The organism is Amycolatopsis sp. NPDC059027 (genome assembly GCF_042739735.1).
GTDB lineage: Bacteria > Actinomycetota > Actinomycetes > Mycobacteriales > Pseudonocardiaceae > Amycolatopsis.
In genome coordinates, this window is sequence record NZ_JBHYIK010000001.1 from 134381 (window position 1) to 149226 (window position 14846).

The 14846-nt window shown below is 70.5% G+C and carries 13 protein-coding genes; 6 read left to right on the forward strand and 7 right to left on the reverse strand.

Going from position 1 to position 14846, the window contains the following annotated elements; all coding sequences use genetic code 11:
- Window positions 1-81: 81 nt before the first annotated feature.
- Window positions 82-780 carry a response regulator transcription factor gene (locus ACFWY9_RS00645; protein ID WP_378328616.1) on the forward strand — a complete coding sequence of 233 codons (699 nt, stop codon included), beginning with the start codon at window positions 82-84 and terminating at the stop codon, window positions 778-780.
- On the forward strand, window positions 770-2551 hold the full coding sequence (locus tag ACFWY9_RS00650) for a sensor histidine kinase (protein WP_378328615.1): 1782 nt from the start codon (window positions 770-772) through the stop codon (window positions 2549-2551). Before ACFWY9_RS00645 ends, ACFWY9_RS00650 begins: the two co-directional genes overlap by 11 nt.
- Before the next feature lie 6 nt (window positions 2552-2557).
- On the opposite strand, the gene bcp is transcribed toward ACFWY9_RS00650, so the two are convergent.
- The 3 genes from bcp to ACFWY9_RS00665 form a co-directional block, all read right to left on the reverse strand.
- Window positions 2558-3031, reverse strand: a complete 474-nt coding sequence (gene bcp, locus ACFWY9_RS00655) for a thioredoxin-dependent thiol peroxidase (RefSeq protein ID WP_378328614.1) — start codon at window positions 3029-3031, stop codon at window positions 2558-2560.
- A 29-nt stretch (window positions 3032-3060) separates the two neighbouring features.
- Window positions 3061-3597 (reverse strand): hypothetical protein, encoded by a 537-nt coding sequence (locus tag ACFWY9_RS00660; protein WP_378328613.1) that lies wholly within the window; start codon window positions 3595-3597, stop codon window positions 3061-3063.
- Window positions 3598-3830: 233 nt separating this feature from the next.
- Entirely contained in the window at window positions 3831-4013 is a 183-nt protein-coding gene (locus ACFWY9_RS00665) for a hypothetical protein (RefSeq protein ID WP_378328612.1), read from the reverse strand.
- Between the two features lie 71 nt (window positions 4014-4084).
- Between ACFWY9_RS00665 and ACFWY9_RS00670 the strand changes: the two genes are divergently transcribed.
- Both ACFWY9_RS00670 and ACFWY9_RS00675 read left to right on the forward strand, forming a co-directional pair.
- The gene (locus ACFWY9_RS00670) at window positions 4085-5425 is read left to right on the forward strand and encodes a DUF3089 domain-containing protein (RefSeq protein ID WP_378328611.1); all 1341 of its coding nucleotides are present in this window, start codon (window positions 4085-4087) and stop codon (window positions 5423-5425) included.
- Between the two features lie 342 nt (window positions 5426-5767).
- Window positions 5768-6364 carry a response regulator transcription factor gene (locus tag ACFWY9_RS00675; protein ID WP_378328652.1) on the forward strand — a complete coding sequence of 199 codons (597 nt, stop codon included), beginning with the start codon at window positions 5768-5770 and terminating at the stop codon, window positions 6362-6364.
- On the opposite strand, the gene ACFWY9_RS00680 is transcribed toward ACFWY9_RS00675, so the two are convergent.
- Window positions 6350-7477: a sensor histidine kinase gene (locus tag ACFWY9_RS00680; protein ID WP_378328610.1), complete on the reverse strand. Its 1128-nt coding sequence runs from the start codon at window positions 7475-7477 to the stop codon at window positions 6350-6352. The two genes, ACFWY9_RS00675 and ACFWY9_RS00680, sit on opposite strands and share 15 nt — an antisense overlap.
- A gap of 122 nt (window positions 7478-7599) precedes the next feature.
- Here ACFWY9_RS00680 and ACFWY9_RS00685 point away from each other — a divergent pair, with 122 nt between their 5' ends.
- On the forward strand, window positions 7600-8727 hold the full coding sequence (locus ACFWY9_RS00685; RefSeq protein ID WP_378337808.1) for a hypothetical protein: 1128 nt from the start codon (window positions 7600-7602) through the stop codon (window positions 8725-8727).
- Between the two features lie 3 nt (window positions 8728-8730).
- On the opposite strand, the gene ACFWY9_RS00690 is transcribed toward ACFWY9_RS00685, so the two are convergent.
- Window positions 8731-9879, reverse strand: coding sequence for a S8 family serine peptidase (locus ACFWY9_RS00690; RefSeq protein WP_378337809.1), 1149 nt, complete (start codon window positions 9877-9879; stop codon window positions 8731-8733).
- A gap of 53 nt (window positions 9880-9932) precedes the next feature.
- Window positions 9933-13163 (reverse strand): right-handed parallel beta-helix repeat-containing protein, encoded by a 3231-nt coding sequence (locus ACFWY9_RS00695; RefSeq protein WP_378328607.1) that lies wholly within the window; start codon window positions 13161-13163, stop codon window positions 9933-9935.
- A gap of 139 nt (window positions 13164-13302) precedes the next feature.
- Here ACFWY9_RS00695 and ACFWY9_RS00700 point away from each other — a divergent pair, with 139 nt between their 5' ends.
- Window positions 13303-14088, forward strand: a complete 786-nt coding sequence (locus ACFWY9_RS00700; protein WP_378337810.1) for a sensor histidine kinase — start codon at window positions 13303-13305, stop codon at window positions 14086-14088.
- Between the two features lie 167 nt (window positions 14089-14255).
- Here ACFWY9_RS00700 and ACFWY9_RS00705 read toward each other — a convergent pair whose 3' ends face one another.
- Window positions 14256-14807 carry a response regulator transcription factor gene (locus ACFWY9_RS00705; RefSeq protein ID WP_378337811.1) on the reverse strand — a complete coding sequence of 184 codons (552 nt, stop codon included), beginning with the start codon at window positions 14805-14807 and terminating at the stop codon, window positions 14256-14258.
- Between the last annotated feature and the right edge of the window lie 39 nt (window positions 14808-14846).

Sequence of the window (14846 nt, forward strand, 5' to 3'; positions counted from 1 at the left end):
CGGTGGGGGCATGATTCCGGCGAATGGCGGCCGGGACAAGCCCGCATCCGGGTGGCCTCTCCACACTCTATTCTCGGCGTCATGTGTGCCCACATCGTGCTGGCCGAGGACGACGAGAAGCAGGCGGAACTCGTCCGCCGCTACCTCGAACGGGAGCAGCACCTGGTCGTCGTGGTGCCGGACGGCCGCGAGGCACTCGCCCGCGTCCGTCGCGATCCGCCGGATCTGCTCGTGCTGGACGTGATGCTGCCGGGGATGGACGGCCTGACCGTCTGCCGCACGCTCCGCGCCGAATCGGACATCCCGGTGCTGATGCTCACCGCACGGTCCACAGAGGACGATCTGCTGCGTGGTCTCGACCTCGGCGCGGACGACTACATGACCAAACCGTTCAGCCCCCGCGAGCTGGTGGCCAGGGTGCGGACGTTGTTGCGGCGCACGAAAGCCGCGCACGGGGCGGATGCCGCGCTGCGCGTCGGCGGGATCACCGTCGACCCGATCCGCCACGAGGTCACCGCGGACGGCCGTCCGATCGAGTGCACGCCCGGCGAGTTCCGGCTGCTCGAGGTCATGGCCGCGCAGCCGGACCGGGTGTTCACCCGCGGCCAGCTGCTGGAACGGCTGCACGGTTTCGACCGCTACATCACCCACCGCGCGATCGATGTCCACGTGATGAACCTGCGCAAGAAAATCGAGGCACAGCCCCGGAAGCCGACGCGGCTGCTCACCGTCTACGGCGTCGGCTACAAGCTGACCGCGGGGCCGTCGAATGGCGCGTAGCCTGCTGGTCCGGCTGCTCGCGGTGTCGGCGCTGATCGTGCTCTGCTCGATCGCCGCCACCGCCTGGCTCGCCGCCCGCACCACTTCCGGGGCGATCCGGCAGGAGCAGGGCCAGGCACTCGCCGAGGACAGCAGGATCTACCAGGACGTGCTGAAGTACGCGGCCACTCATCCGGACTGGCGGGACGTGCCCGCGCTCGTCCAGTCGCTCGGGCGGTCGTCCGGCAGGCGGATCGTGCTGGCGACGTCGTCCGGCGGCACGATCGCCGATTCCGCGCCCCGGCCGGGACCGTTGCCGAAACAGCCGTCGGTGGTCGTCGATCCGCTGTCCGTCGACGCCGGGCTCGGCGTCTCCACGAGCACCGACCGTATCGACCCCGACGCCGTCGGCCCGTACGCGCTGGCCCCCGACGAGCGGGAGTTCCTGGCACAGGCGGGTGCTCGCGCGCTGAGCTGCGTGCGGAAGAACGGCGGCAGCGGTTCGCTGGTCACCGAGCCGAACGGCCGCACCCGTGTCGAATCCTCCGATCCCTACACACTTTCGTACTGCTCCAAGGTCTTCACTCCGGAACCCGTCCACGCCCTGGTGCCGTTCGGCTTCGATGTACCCACCAAGACCGAACAGGCCGCGCTGGACAAGCTGACCGGCCTGGTCAACGAGTGTCTCGGCCGGGCGGGCAGGCCACCGGTCCAGATGATGCTCGGTTTCACCTGGGTACGGAAGGAGGTTCGGCCCAGCGGGCCGGACCCGGCTGTCGACTCCTGTATCGCCGCGAGCCGCCGCGAACAGCTGACGCCCTACGTCGCGCCCGCCGCGTCGCTCTACCTCATGAGCGCCGGTGACGATCAGCCGAGCGGGTTCACGTTGTCGGCGGAGAACAAGGTCCGGCTCGCCGCCGTCGCGGGCGCGGTGCTGGTCATCGCCGTCGCCGTCACCGTGCTGGCGGGGATCCGGCTGATCCGGCCGCTGCGCGCGCTCACCGGTGCCGCGCAGCGGATGGAGGCGGGGGAGACGGGCGCACGGGTCGAGGTCAGGGGCAGGGACGAGATCGCGCGGCTGGCCACCGCGTTCAACGACATGTCCGCGGCGCGGGAACGGCTCGAGGCGACGCGCCGGGGCATGGTCAGCGACATCGCGCACGAACTACGGACGCCGCTGAGTAACATCCGCGGCTGGATCGAGGCGGTGCAGGACGGCGTCGCGCAGCCCGATGACGAACTCCTGGCGCTGTTGCACGAACAGGCCGTGCACCTGCAGCACATCGTCGACGACCTGCAGGATCTCGCGCTGGCCGACGCGGGCGAACTCCGGGTGCATCCGGAACCGCTGGACGCGAACACGCTGTTGACCCAGGTTGCCGCCGCGCACGTCCCGCGCGCCGAGGCCGCCGGGGTCACGTTGTCCGTCTCGCCGCTGGCCGATCCGGACCTGACGGCGGATCCGGTCCGGTTGCGCCAGGCACTCGACAACCTCGTGTCCAACGCCGTCCGCCACACGCCTGCCGGGGGCACGGTTTCGGTGCGGGGCAAACGCGACGGGGAAGACGTCGTCTTCGAGGTCGCCGACACCGGAACCGGGATCGGCGAAGAGGATCTACCGCACGTGTTCGACCGGTTCTGGCGGGCCGACCGGTCGCGGGCCCGCCAGTCCGGTGGCAGCGGCCTCGGGCTCGCCATCGTCCGCAAACTCGCGGAGGCACACGGCGGGACCGTGACCGCTGCCAGCGTTCCCGGTGCGGGTTCGACGTTCACGCTGCGGCTGCCGGGCTGAGGACGCTCAGGAGGCGATGCCGAGATCCTTGATCAGTTTGGCGACATGGCCGGTGGCACGGACGTTGTAGGCCGCCTTCGCGATCTTGCCGTCGGCGTCCACGATGAACGTCGAGCGGATCACGCCCTGCACGATCCGCCCGTAGTTCTTCTTCTCCCCGAACGCGGACCACTCGGTGAGCACCTTCTTGTCCGGGTCCGAAAGCAGCGGGAAGGTCAGCTTCTCCGCCGCGACGAACTTCGCGAGCTTCTCCGGCTTGTCCGGCGAGATGCCCAGTACCTGATATCCGGCGTCGTTCAGTTCCGCCAGGTTGTCGCGGAAGTCGCAGGCTTGCTTGGTGCAGCCGGGCGTGCCCGCCGCCGGGTAGAAGTACACGACCACGGACTGACCGCGGAAGTCGCTCAGCGAGACGTTCTTGCCCTCGCTGTCGGGCAGGGTGAAGTCCGGCGCGGGGTCGCCGGGGGTAAGTCGCTCGGTCATGGCCGAAGAGTAACGCCTGGCACCGACATTCACGCGGGCCCGCAATAGGTGGCCACCGTCGGGTCCGTGGCACTCGGCCGCAACTGCAGGCGCATCTGCACCGGCTGCGTCGGCGCGGCGAACGCCAGGGTGATCCGCGCCGAACGTCCCGGGAGGACGTCCTTGCCCGCGTCGTAGACGCCGGTGAATCCTTGCGTCGCGTCGACGAGCTGTTTCGCGGGCGCGTCGCCGATCGTCGCAGTCACCGAAAGGCCGGAGAGCCGGTACGTCTCGACACCGTTGTTGACGACCTCGATGTCGAACGCCGCACCGCGCGGGCTCGGCGGGTACGCCGCGCTGCTCGGCTGGAACGACTTCGGCGCCGAGACCACGAACGACACTCCGCTCGCGAACCGGTGATCGGTGCCGAACCGCAGGTCGTGCCCGGCCTGCGCGGCGGGCGAGCCCGCCGGGGCCCCGCCCGCGCCGAGTGCCGCCGTCCCCTCCCGCGCGGGAACCCCGCAGGCCACCGCCGTGAAGAGCACACAGGCGGCGAGCAGGGCTTTCGGGGTGCGCGGGGGCGCCATCTCGGTTACTCCAGTCGGGGTGCAGGTTCGGCCGTTCGGCCTAGGTGGCGAGCCGAACCCGCTCCACTCTGGCCGCCTTCTCGCGCGCGTACGAGCGGAAGCGGGGTGTTGACGCGGACCTGGTGTACACCCGTGGCCGATCCGTGATCGGAACGGCACCCCCGGTGACCGAACTCACAGTGGCGTGGTCGCGCTTTCTGGAGGCGCTTTCCGGCTCAGCCGGCGAAGGCGGCTCAGATGGCGAAGGCGAAGAGGAAGATGAAGAGCGCGACCCCGAAGAACCAGGCGGTTATCAGCCACCCGAAGTCACGGACCGGATCGACCGAGCGGTTCTCCTCACCCGGCACGTACACGCCGCGCTCCTCGAACCAGTCCGCCCAGCGGGCCAGCCAGCGCAACGGATTCCGTGACGTCACCTCTCACCTCCCGCTCGCCGCGCCACTCTGCCACAGTACGTCCGGGAAATCCCGCACCGGAAGGGGACGCCATGCGCCGGACTTTCTTGCGATACCGCCGGAAGGTGGCCGTCCTGCTCGCGCTCCTCACCGGGCTCGGACTTCTCGGCGCGGTACCGGCGAATGCCGAAACCGGCGCCCCGCTCGCTCACCCGGTGTGGTTGTGCCGTCCCGGCTTGGTCGCCAATCCCTGCAACCAAACCCTGACCGGTGAGTCACAAGCCGCCGAACCCGGCGGAAAGTTCACCGCGGGTTACCCGATGTCCCACGGACGGGTGCCGCTCGACGTCACCCGGGTCGAGGCGGACGGACGCACCGGCGTCGAGCCGTTCGAATCCCCTTCCGCGCCGCCGGTCGACTGCTTTTTCGTCTATCCCACCGTCAACGTGCTCCCCAATCCGTTGCCGCAGCTCGGTTCGCTGCCGCCCGCGCGGGGCGACGACCAGATGGCCGTCACGCTCGCGCAGGCCGGTCCGCTGCTCGGCCGGTGCCGGATGTTCGTGCCGTCGTACCGGCAGGCGTCGCTGGCCGCGCACGTCGTCGGCGTCGCCACTCGCACGACTCCCGACTACGCGCTGGGTCTGCGTGACGTCGAGCAGGCGTGGGACACCTACTGGCGCGACTACAACGTCGATCCGGTGACGCACCGGCGTCGCGGGGTCGTCCTGCTCGGCCATTCGCAGGGAGCCGCCGACGTCGCGAGCCTGATCCGCGACCGCGTCGACGGACGGCCCGACGTCCAGCCTTCGCTCGTTTCGGCGCTGCTGCTCGGCGGGAACGTCCCGGTCCCGATCGACCGTCCGGCGGGCGGTGGTGCCGATCCGGACGCGGCCTTCCAGTACGTGCCCGTCTGCGCCCGCGCGTCGGCGGCCCAGCCGGTGCCCACCGGATGCGTCACCGGCTACTCGTCGTACAAACAGCCCGGCGACCGGACGCTCCCACCGGACTCGGTGTTCGGCGTGCTCGCCAAACCAGGCCATCGCATTCTGTGCCTCAACCCCGCCACCCTCCTGACCGGCGCGCCCGCCGACGCCTCGGCGGACCTCGACGCGCGCCTGCCGACCCAGCGGCTGGTGGAAGGTAATCCGCTCCTGCCGGGCGGCCATCTGGCGCTGTTGCTCGCCGGGACGACGTTGACGACTCACCCGACCGGCTACGCGCGCTACCCGGGCCTGGTGAGCGGTCAGTGCCTGTTCCGCGAATACCCGGGCGGTAACGCCAGCTGGCTGCAGGTCCGCGGCGGCGACGCGCAGATCGGCGGCCCGGGGACCGGACAGGGGCTCGGGCTGCACGTCAAGGATTTCAACCTGGCGCTCGGGGACTTGACCGCGCTGGTCGCCGCCCAGAGCGCCGAATGGCTGCGGACCCACTGACGCGGGCGGTGCGAAGGTGAACTGTTCAACGCTGCCGGAAAAAGAATTCCGGGGCGTGACCCGGCGGTGACCTGGTAGACACGAGTTGGTCATCCACGCGCCCGCCGTGAGACAATCCCAGCGGTGTCGCAGCCGATTCCGGCGGGAAATGTCCTTTTCCGCCCGGCTTTTTCTTACAGATTCTTTCAAGGTCCGACTGACTTTTACAGCTGGGCCGCGGGTCTTCTTTTGTGCCGCTTTCCCCGGTTAACGTCGGGAAGTCCCCGTGAGGGGAAGCCGACACTCCTGTTCCGCGCCGGTCGCGGATAAGCCGTACGGAAGTGAGTTGCGTTGCTCGTGAGCATGTCGTCCGAGGTGACCGTGTTTTCCGATCGTCCAGAGGCATGCGAGGCCATCGCGGCCCTGCTTACCCGCGCGCCCGCGTGTCGCGGCGCGGACGTCGCCGTCGTCGCGTACGGCGGCACGCTGCCCGCCACAGCGCTGCGGCACTGTGTCGAGCGGCTCGGCCGGTCCTACCGGGTGCTCGTCGTCCTGCCCGAGGGTGCGGCCGCCCAGGTGCCGGACCTGTTGCGGGCCGGGGCGCTGGGATTCGTCGACGCGCGTTGTGACGAGCAGGAGTTTTTCGACGCTCTCGCAGTGGTCGCGCGTGGAGCGGTGTACGTGGCCGCGGACGCGCGACAGGCCTTGACCGCGTCGCCTGCATCGACGCCCGCGCCTCCGTCGGTGCTGACCCCGCGTGAGCGCGAAGTGCTGTGCTGGATCGCCAACGGTTACACGCATTCCCAGACCGCCCGCCGGATGGGGCTTTCCAGCGCCACCGTCGACACCTACGTCAAACGGATCCGCGCGAAGCTCGAGGTCCGCAACAAGGCCGAGCTGACCCGCAAGGCGATGGAACTCGGGCTCGTCGGACAGGAGCCGGTGTCAGTCGCCGCCTGACCGGCGTGCCGGCGGCAGGGACACGCTGAACCGGCAGCCGCCGGGGATGTTCCGCACCGCGACGCTGCCATGGTGCGCTTCGACGATCCCGCGCACGATCGCCAGCCCCAGCCCGCCCCCGGTGTCGCTCCCGGAGCGAGCCGGGCTGCCTCGCCAGCCCGGCTCGAAGACCTTGCCGAGATCCTCGGCCGCGATACCGCCGCAGGCGTCCGACACTGTGATCACCGCCTGGCTCTCGTCGGCGGCGGCGGCCACCGTGACGGTCCCGCCGGGCCGGGTGTGCCGGATCGCGTTGCCGAGCAGGTTTCCCAGTACCCGCGACAGCTGCCGGACGTCGACGCGGACCTCGACCGCCGCGATGCCGCCGGGCGCAAGGTGAACGCCCCGGCCACGTGCCTGCGGTTCACATGCCGAGACGGTGTCGCTGATCAGGTCGAAGAGCGGCACCGTCCGCAGGGACAGGGTGAGCGACTGCGACTGGATGCGGGAGAGGTCGAACAGATCGGTGACCAGCTGGTCGAGGCGCTGGGTTTCCTGCAGGATCTGCCGGTGGTACCGGTCCTGGTCGGGGGCGACGCCGTCCTGCAGCGCCTCCGCCATCGCGCGCAGGCTGCCGAGCGGAGTGCGGAGATCGTGCGAGACCCACGCGATGAGCTGCCGCCGCGAACTCTCCAGCAGCCGCTCGTGTTCCCGCGACGCGGCGAGCGCGGTGCTCATCGCCGCGAGCTCCTGGCTCAGCACTTCCCATTCGGCGGCACTGTCGCCGGCGGGCGCGGCGAACCGGCCCTGGACGCCCATGCTCCGCGCCGCCTGCGCGAGGTCGCGGCTGCCGTGCAGGAACCGGCGGCCGAGCAGCAGGCAGACGACCAGTGAGACCGCCGTGCACGGAATACAGGCGAGCAGGATTTCCCGCAGTTCCGGATACGCGACCCGCTCCATAAAAGCGAGCGCGAACATGCTCGCCGCGATCCCCGCCACCGGAATGACGATGAGTACGACCATCATCACCACGAGCGAGGACCGGCGCAGCAGCCACAGGAAAGCGGAACCGATCAAGGCGACCGCGACCGAGCACCACAACGACACGAGGGCTATTTCGAGCAGAGGGTGCATCCGGGCCGATTTCCCGAGGTCTCGTGAGTTCGCTTGCGGTGAAGAACGGCGTGAACCGGCATCTGTACAATCTGTTTCCAGGCGCGGCCGAAGTATAGGCTACTCGGAGGTATGTGAGACCTGTGGCGTCCGATTCCGACCGTCAGCGTTTACAGTCCCCGCAGGACGCGGCCGCAGCCGAACCAGTTCGGACCCTGCGTGTCTTCCCGCCCGTCGACGCGGGCGACGGCGACCGGGCGCGGCTGAAACTGGTGGAGGACACCGGTTCCGCCGCCGGGATTCCCGTGCCAGGGTCCGAGTCCGCGCCGGAACCCGACTACGAGAAGGTCCCGCTCGAAGTCCTGTCCGGAACCGCCGCCCGTACCACCGCGGCGCCGGAGGGCACCGCGCCCGCCGCGGGCAAACGGTGCAAGCTGCCGTCGACCCCGGCGCTGATCGCGCTCGCCGGAGCCGCGGTGGTGCTGGTGTCCGTTCCGTTCCTGATCACCGGAATGTGGGACGACCCGAAGGCGGGCATGAGTAACGAGCCCGCCACCGAGGTGTCCGGTGTCCCGGTGCTGACCGGTGGGCCCGCGCCGGGTCCCGCGGGACGGCCGATGCCCGGAGCGCCCTCCACGCCGAACGCGCTGGGCGGCGCGCCCGCGTCCGGTAGGTCGGGCGATCCCGCTGGTGTGCCGGGAGCCGGTCGGCCGCACCTCCCGGCGCGGGCCGATGCCGTGTTCGCGGGGCCGGGCTGCGCCAACACCGCCCGGGTGTCGTACCAGAAGGTCGGTGAGTACGCGAAGGGCCGCGAGGGCTGGAACACCTACCAGGGCGGTTCCACCGAGGCGGGGTGTTCGGGCGTCTTCGACGCGGTGCCGATGGCGGGCAACGCCGACGGTTCCCCCGATCCCCAGACCTACACGAAGTGGCTCTTCGACGTTTCGGATGTCGTCACGGTCGGCCAGTGCACGGTCTCGGCGTACATCCCGAACGACACCAGCACCGATCACGTCGGCGCGGTGAAAGCGCACTATTCGGTCTTCCACTCGCTGACCTCGTCGGCCGACAACGTTGTCGGAGTGGCGGATGTCGATCAGACCGCCCATCTCGGGCAGTGGGTGAGCCTCGGCGGGCCGTTCAAGATCGACACCGGCAGGCTGTCGGTCAAGCTCAACAACAGCGGTCTCGACTGGAACACCGGCGACGGCAAGACTAACTACCGGCACATCGCGTCCGCCCAGCTGAAGGTGAGCTGCTCGCCGAGCTGAGCCTCATCCGGCCCGCCAGCCGCGACGGCGGGCGCGGGGGAGGACGACGGCACCGATCGCCACGAGCGCGATGATCGTACCCGCCACCGCGGCGACGATCCCGGCGAGCACCTCGGGCCCGCGTTCCGCGGGTGCGGGCATGCGTACGGCCGCGGGTGCCGCCGCGGACGTGGCGGCACCGGAAGGCAGTTCCGCGGTGACCGCCGCGGCCGGGTCGACGACGCCGTTGCCGAGCAACGGATCCGGTATGCCACCCGCCGGTGGGTAAGCGGTTTCTTTCAGGCGCCGCGCGGTTTCCGGGCCGGACAGCGCGGGCCGGTACGACCGGACGAGCGCGGCGGTGCCGGACACCATGGCCGCCGCGACGGCGTCGCCGCTCGCGGTGAACAGGCCAGGGCCGCCGGGGCCGGGGCCGGTGATGGCGGCGCCCGGCGCGGCGAGATCGACCCGGATTCCCGGGAGATCCGTCCGCATCGGCGCGCCCTGCGGGGTGAGCGCCGCGACCGAGACCACCCCGGGGTAGGCGGCGGGGTACGCGGCCACCGGTTTCCGCCCGGCGGCGACCGCTGCCGGTGCGACGATCACGGCGCCGGCCGCGACGGCTCCGGCGACCGCGTCGGCGAGTTCCGGCGAGGGCTCGACGACCGCCGCCGACACCTGGACGATCCGTGCGCCCGCCGCGAGTGCCGTGCGGATACCGGTCGCGAGCGAGGGGGCGGTGGTGCCGCCGGTCCGGTCGGTCACCGGCACCGAGAGCACGCGCGCGCCGGGCGCGATGCCGCTGAAGCCGCCGCCGGGACGGGGCGCGGCGGCGACGATGCCTGCCACGAACGTGCCGTGCCCGACGCAGTCCTTTCCGGCGCCTTGCACCTTGCCGGACAACGCGGGCGACGTCGCGTCCACACCGGTGTCGAGCACCGCGACGGTGACGCCGGAGCCGTCGGTGTGCGTCCAGGCTCGCTCCGGCCGTAGCCTCGCCTGCGCCCACGGCGGGTCATTGGTGTCCACTGTGGACGCGGTGCGGCAGGCCTGGTTCTCGTTCAGCGACTGGGTGATCGGCGGCATTTCCGGCGCGGCGGACGCCGGGGCCGCGCCCAGTACCAGCGTCACCGCCACACAGAGCACGGCCGTCCAACGGAGAGCAGATCGCACACCACGACGGTAGCCGTCCCGCGTCCACTGGGGACAGTCCCGGAAAAGGGTCTTCACCCCACCGGGACGGGCAGATCCTCGGCGCGGAGCAGGCGCAGGTCGTCGAGGGTGGGCGAATCCAGCCGGGTGATCCGCCCGGCCTGGCGGGTCATCGCCGATTCCAGGAGCTGACGCGCATAGCGGGCGTTGCCGAAGGAGCGGTCATGCGGCACCTGCTCGAAATGCGCGCGCAGTGCCGCCACCAGCTCCGGTCCGCAGTCGTAGCCGCTGGAGGCCGCGCTGCGCGTGACGATGTCGACCAGTTCGGCGGGTTCGTAGTCGGTGAAAACGACGGTGCGGGCGAACCTCGACGCCAGACCCACATTGGAGGCGAGGAACTCCCGCATTTCCTCGGTGTACCCCGCGACGATCACGACGACGTCGTCGCGGTGGTCCTCCATGAGCTTGACCAGCGTGTCGACCGCTTCCTGGCCGAAGTCGTTGCCGCCAAGGGAGGTCAGCGTGTAGGCCTCGTCGACGAACAGGACGCCGCCCAGCGCCCGCTCGAACGCCTCCTTGGTCAGCCGCGCGGTGTGCCCGACGTACTTGCCGACGATGTCGGCCCTGCTGACCTCGACCAGCTGCCCAGTCGGCAGCACCCCGAGTTCGGCGAGGAGTTCGCCGTAGAGCCGCGCGACGGTCGTCTTGCCGGTGCCCGGCGGTCCGGCGAACACCGCGTGATTGCCGATCGGCGGGGTCGGCAGGCCCGCGGAGGCGCGCTTTCTGTTCGCCTCCAATAGGTTCACCAGATCCTCGACGGTGTCCTTCACCGCGCCGAGCCCGATCATCTCGCGCAGCCGCGACAGTGCGGACGGCGGTTTCCGGTCGGGCGGCAACGCGGCGTTCTCGCTGATGTCGGAAGGCAACAGCAGGGAAAGGTCCTCCTGTCCGGCGTCCGGCCGCGCGGCCAGCCGCACCGCCTGCCGGTCGATCATCTCCTCGAACAGCTTGCGCGCGGCGCGGCCGTTGCCGAAATCCGGGCCGCGGTGCATGCTCCGGAAGTGCTCGCGCAGTGCGCCGCGCGTGTCGTCGGCCAGCCGGTAACTGTGCGCGGCACAGGTCCGCTCGACGATGGTGACCAGTTCGTCCACCGAGTAATTGCCGAATTCGACGGTGCGGTTGAACCGGGAGGCGAGACCGGGGTTGGAGGCGAGGAATCCGCGCATCTGCTCCGAGTACCCGGCCGCGATCACGACGACGTCGTCGCGATGGTCTTCCATGAGTTTCACCAGCGTGTCGACGGCCTCGCGGCCGAAATCGGGGCCATTGCCCGATTCCTGCGCGGTCAGCGTATACGCCTCGTCGATGAACAGCACGCCGCCGAGCGCCTTGGTGAACGCCTCGGTGGTCTTGATCGCGGTACCGCCGACGATGTGCGCGACCAGATCCGCCCGCGAGACCTCGACGAGATGCCCGCTGCGCAGTGCGCCGAGCGACGCGAGGATCGTGCCGTACAAGCGCGCGACGGTCGTCTTGCCAGTGCCCGGCGGGCCCGCGAAGATCAGGTGCCTGCTCATCGGCAGGCCGGGCAATCCCGCGCGCTGACGGCGTTTGGCCATCTGGTTCAGGTTGATCAGGGTCGTGACCTGGTGTTTGACGCCGTCCAGCCCGACGAGCGCGGTCAGTTCCTTGACCGGACCGAGGCTTTCCGTGTCGTCGTCCCCGGCCGCGCGGTTGTCCCGGCTTTCCAGGTTCTCCACCGAAAGCCGTTCGCTCGTGCCGGGATGTCCGACGCCGGCACCGCCGTTGCCCACGGCGACGCAGTCGGTGACCTCGACCGGCTCGGTGGTGTCGACGTGCAGGCCGTCGCGGGCGTTGCCGAGCAGTTCGCAGCCGGTGAGCGTGCTGCGTCCGCCGGGGCTGACGAGCACACCGTGTCCCTTGTTGTCCCGGACCTTGCTGTTCGACAGGGTCAGCTCGGCGTGCTCGGCGACGCTGACGCCGTCGCCGCCGCAGGCGCGGATCTCGCAGTCGCGCAGCAGCCCGGTGCCACCGGGTTCGATCACGACGGCGCCGCCGGGCAGGTCGTGGAGCATCGTGGTGCTCACACAGGGATCGGCGTCGTCGCCGATCCGGATGCCCGGCCCGGCGGTGCCGGTGATATCGGAGTCCTCCAGCCTGCCGTGCCCACCGGCGAAGAAGGCGGCACCATCGCCGCGTACGTCCTCAATGGACACTCGGCGCAGGAGCGGGTTGGCGCCCGCGCGGACGGTGATCGCGGTGCCCTCGACGTCGCGGATTTCCAGCTTGTCGAACTCCGCGACGCATTCGTCGGTGAGCTCGACGCCGTCCTGTGCGCAGTCGTACACGGTGAGATCGCGGAAAACCGGGCCGGCGAGTTCGCCGACGTGGACCGCCGCCCGCCCCGCCGAGAACACCCGCAGGTTTTCGTAGCTGCCGCGGGCCTTGTCCTTGACGAAGACGCCGTGTGCCTTGGCCCGGCCGATCTTGCAGTCCCGCACCACGGGATCCCCGCCGAGGACGACGATCCCGTGTTCGCGGGAGCCCACGAAGGAACAGTCCCGCAGGACGGGCCTGCCGCTCGTGTTCAGGTACGCGCCGATGGCGACGTCGGTGACGACGGTGCCGGTGACGGTCGTGGTGGTGCTCGCCTCGAGGGCGATGGCGGGCTTGTCGGTGCGGGAGATCTGGCAGTTCTCGACGAGGCCGGACGATTCGGCGTTCGCGCAGACGCCGTTGCCGCGGCTGTCCCGCATGACACAGCGCCGGATGACCGAGGCGGCGCGGTCGCTGAGCACCACCGCGGAACTGCCAAGATGCTCGAAAAGGCTGTCCTCGACGACACTTCCGGCCTCCGAAGTGTCCACGATGCCCGCACCGGCCGCATTGGACACTCGGCAGCCACGCATCGCGAGTGAGCCCGATTCCCTTGCCAGTACGGCGGTCCATGCCGAACCGACGACCTCGCAGTCGTCCATCGCCGCCTGTCCACGAGGAACGTCCACAGTGGGCAGTTCGGCGTCCTTGCCGCGGAGAACGAGCCCGGACAGCTGCACGGCTTCCGATGTCACGCGCACGACACTGCCGCGGACGGGAGCCAGCTCGACGCTGCGTGATCCCTCGGCCGCGGTGATGGTGACCACCTTGGTGATCACCAGGTTTTCCCGGTACCGCCCGGGATGGACCGAGATCACCGAACCGGGGCGGGCCGACTCCAGTGCGGCGGTGATGGTCCGGTAGCCCTCGGGTCCTTCCGGGCTGACCGACAGGACGGGCCGTGCCACGCTCCACTCTCCTCACGAGCTGACGGGTGCGCGTCCAGTTTGCCCGCCGTGTCAGGGAACCGGCAGTCCCACAAAGCGGCCCTGGCGTCCCTTCTTCTGGGACTGGCAGGGGGCGTGGGCGGGGAGTGGAATGGACGGGATGACGATGGGGTTCCGCGCCTTGCTGTCCACTGTGGCCGGACGTCGCGCGGCGCCGGGGTCCCGCCGCGCGCTGCGGGCGGAGATCGACCGCCTGCGGCGGGAAGTGGCGCGGTCGGGACGACGGCTGGCCGAGGCGGAGCGGGAACGCGCGGCGCTGCGCCAGGCACAGCGTGACCTGATCACGGGGCTCTCGCACGAACTGCGCACCCCGCTCGCGGCCATCCGCGCCGCCGCCGAGGCGTTGGACGACGGCGTCGCGGCCTCGCCGGAGAAATACACGGCGAGCGTCGTGCACCAGTCGCGGCGCCTGGACCGCGTGGCGGGTGACCTGTTCGAACTCGCGAAGGCGCAGAGCAGGGCGGGACGGGTGGACCGGACGGTGGTGCCGGTCGGCGAACTGCTCGATTCCGCCCTCGCCACGGCGCTTTCGTTCGCGCTGGAGCGCGGCGTGCGGTTGCGGCAGACCCGGCCGGAGCCCGAACTGACCGTCGCCGTCGACATCGCGGTGCTGACCAGGGCACTCACGAACGTGGTCCTGCACGCGGTCCGGCACACGTCGGCGGGCGGGCAGGTGACCGTGCTGGTGACCGGCACCGCGGGCGACGTCGAGATCGTCGTCGACGACGCCTGCGGTGGACTCCCCAGCGGCGAGCCCCTCGGCGCGGCCGAACCCGGCGAGGCCGCCCTGTCGGTCACGCGCGGCCTGGTCCGCCAGCACGGCGGCGACCTCCTGACCACCCACGCCCCCGGCGCCTGCCGCTTCACCCTCCGCCTCCCCGCCTGATCACGTGAGTTACGCGCCTGATCACGCGAGATCTCCCTCGGATCACGTGAGTTCGCCGCAACGTACCTGGCGACGTCCCGTGCGCGAACCGAGATCTCCCGTGATTGGCCGGAGATCTCGCGTGACGGGAGACGCAACTCGCGTGATTGGAAGCGTAACTCGGGTGGTCAGCCGAAGCGGTAGCCGACGCCCCAGACGGTGGTGAGGATGGTCGGGGTGGCGGGGTCGGTTTCGATCTTTTCGCGTAGCCGCCGGACGTAGACGCTCACCATCGCGGTGTCGCCGACCTGCCACTGCCAGACCTGTTGCATCAGTTCGTCCTTGCGCAGGGTTTGGCCGGCGTGGGTGAAGAAGAACTCCAGCAGGTCGAGTTCGCGGCTGGTGAAGCGCAGCGGGCGTCCCGCCTTGGTGACGTGCCGGGTCGCCGGATCGAAGGTGAGGTCTTCGACCCGCAGTTCCCGCGGGGCCGCGGCGACCGGCTGCGCGGCGGAACGCCGGAGCAGCGCCTGGGCGCGCAGGGCCAGTTCACGCGGGCTGAACGGCTTGGTGACGTAGTCGTCCGCGCCGAGTTCGAGGCCGTGGATGCGGTCATCCTCCTCACCGAGGGCGGTGACGAGGATGATCGGCACCGAGCTCATCTCCCGCAGTCGACGGCCCCCCGGGGTGGCGGGGGGCCACCCGCCCCAACCAACCACCAAACCCCCCGCCGGGGGGGACACCGGGGAACATTAACCCCCCCAGACACCCGCGCACGGCCC

Bases quoted from the DNA above. Each gene is read 5' to 3' on its own strand.
- ACFWY9_RS00675 (WP_378328652.1), top strand. From the start codon at position 5,768: ATGTCGTCCGAGGTGACCGTGTTTTCCGATCGTCCAGAGGCATGCGAG.
- ACFWY9_RS00660 (WP_378328613.1), bottom strand. From the start codon at position 3,597: ATGGCGCCCCCGCGCACCCCGAAAGCCCTGCTCGCCGCCTGTGTGCTC.
- bcp (WP_378328614.1), bottom strand. From the start codon at position 3,031: ATGACCGAGCGACTTACCCCCGGCGACCCCGCGCCGGACTTCACCCTG.
- ACFWY9_RS00645 (WP_378328616.1), top strand. From the start codon at position 82: ATGTGTGCCCACATCGTGCTGGCCGAGGACGACGAGAAGCAGGCGGAA.
- ACFWY9_RS00700 (WP_378337810.1), top strand. From the start codon at position 13,303: ATGACGATGGGGTTCCGCGCCTTGCTGTCCACTGTGGCCGGACGTCGC.
- ACFWY9_RS00680 (WP_378328610.1), bottom strand. From the start codon at position 7,477: ATGCACCCTCTGCTCGAAATAGCCCTCGTGTCGTTGTGGTGCTCGGTC.
- ACFWY9_RS00670 (WP_378328611.1), top strand. From the start codon at position 4,085: ATGCGCCGGACTTTCTTGCGATACCGCCGGAAGGTGGCCGTCCTGCTC.
- ACFWY9_RS00650 (WP_378328615.1), top strand. From the start codon at position 770: ATGGCGCGTAGCCTGCTGGTCCGGCTGCTCGCGGTGTCGGCGCTGATC.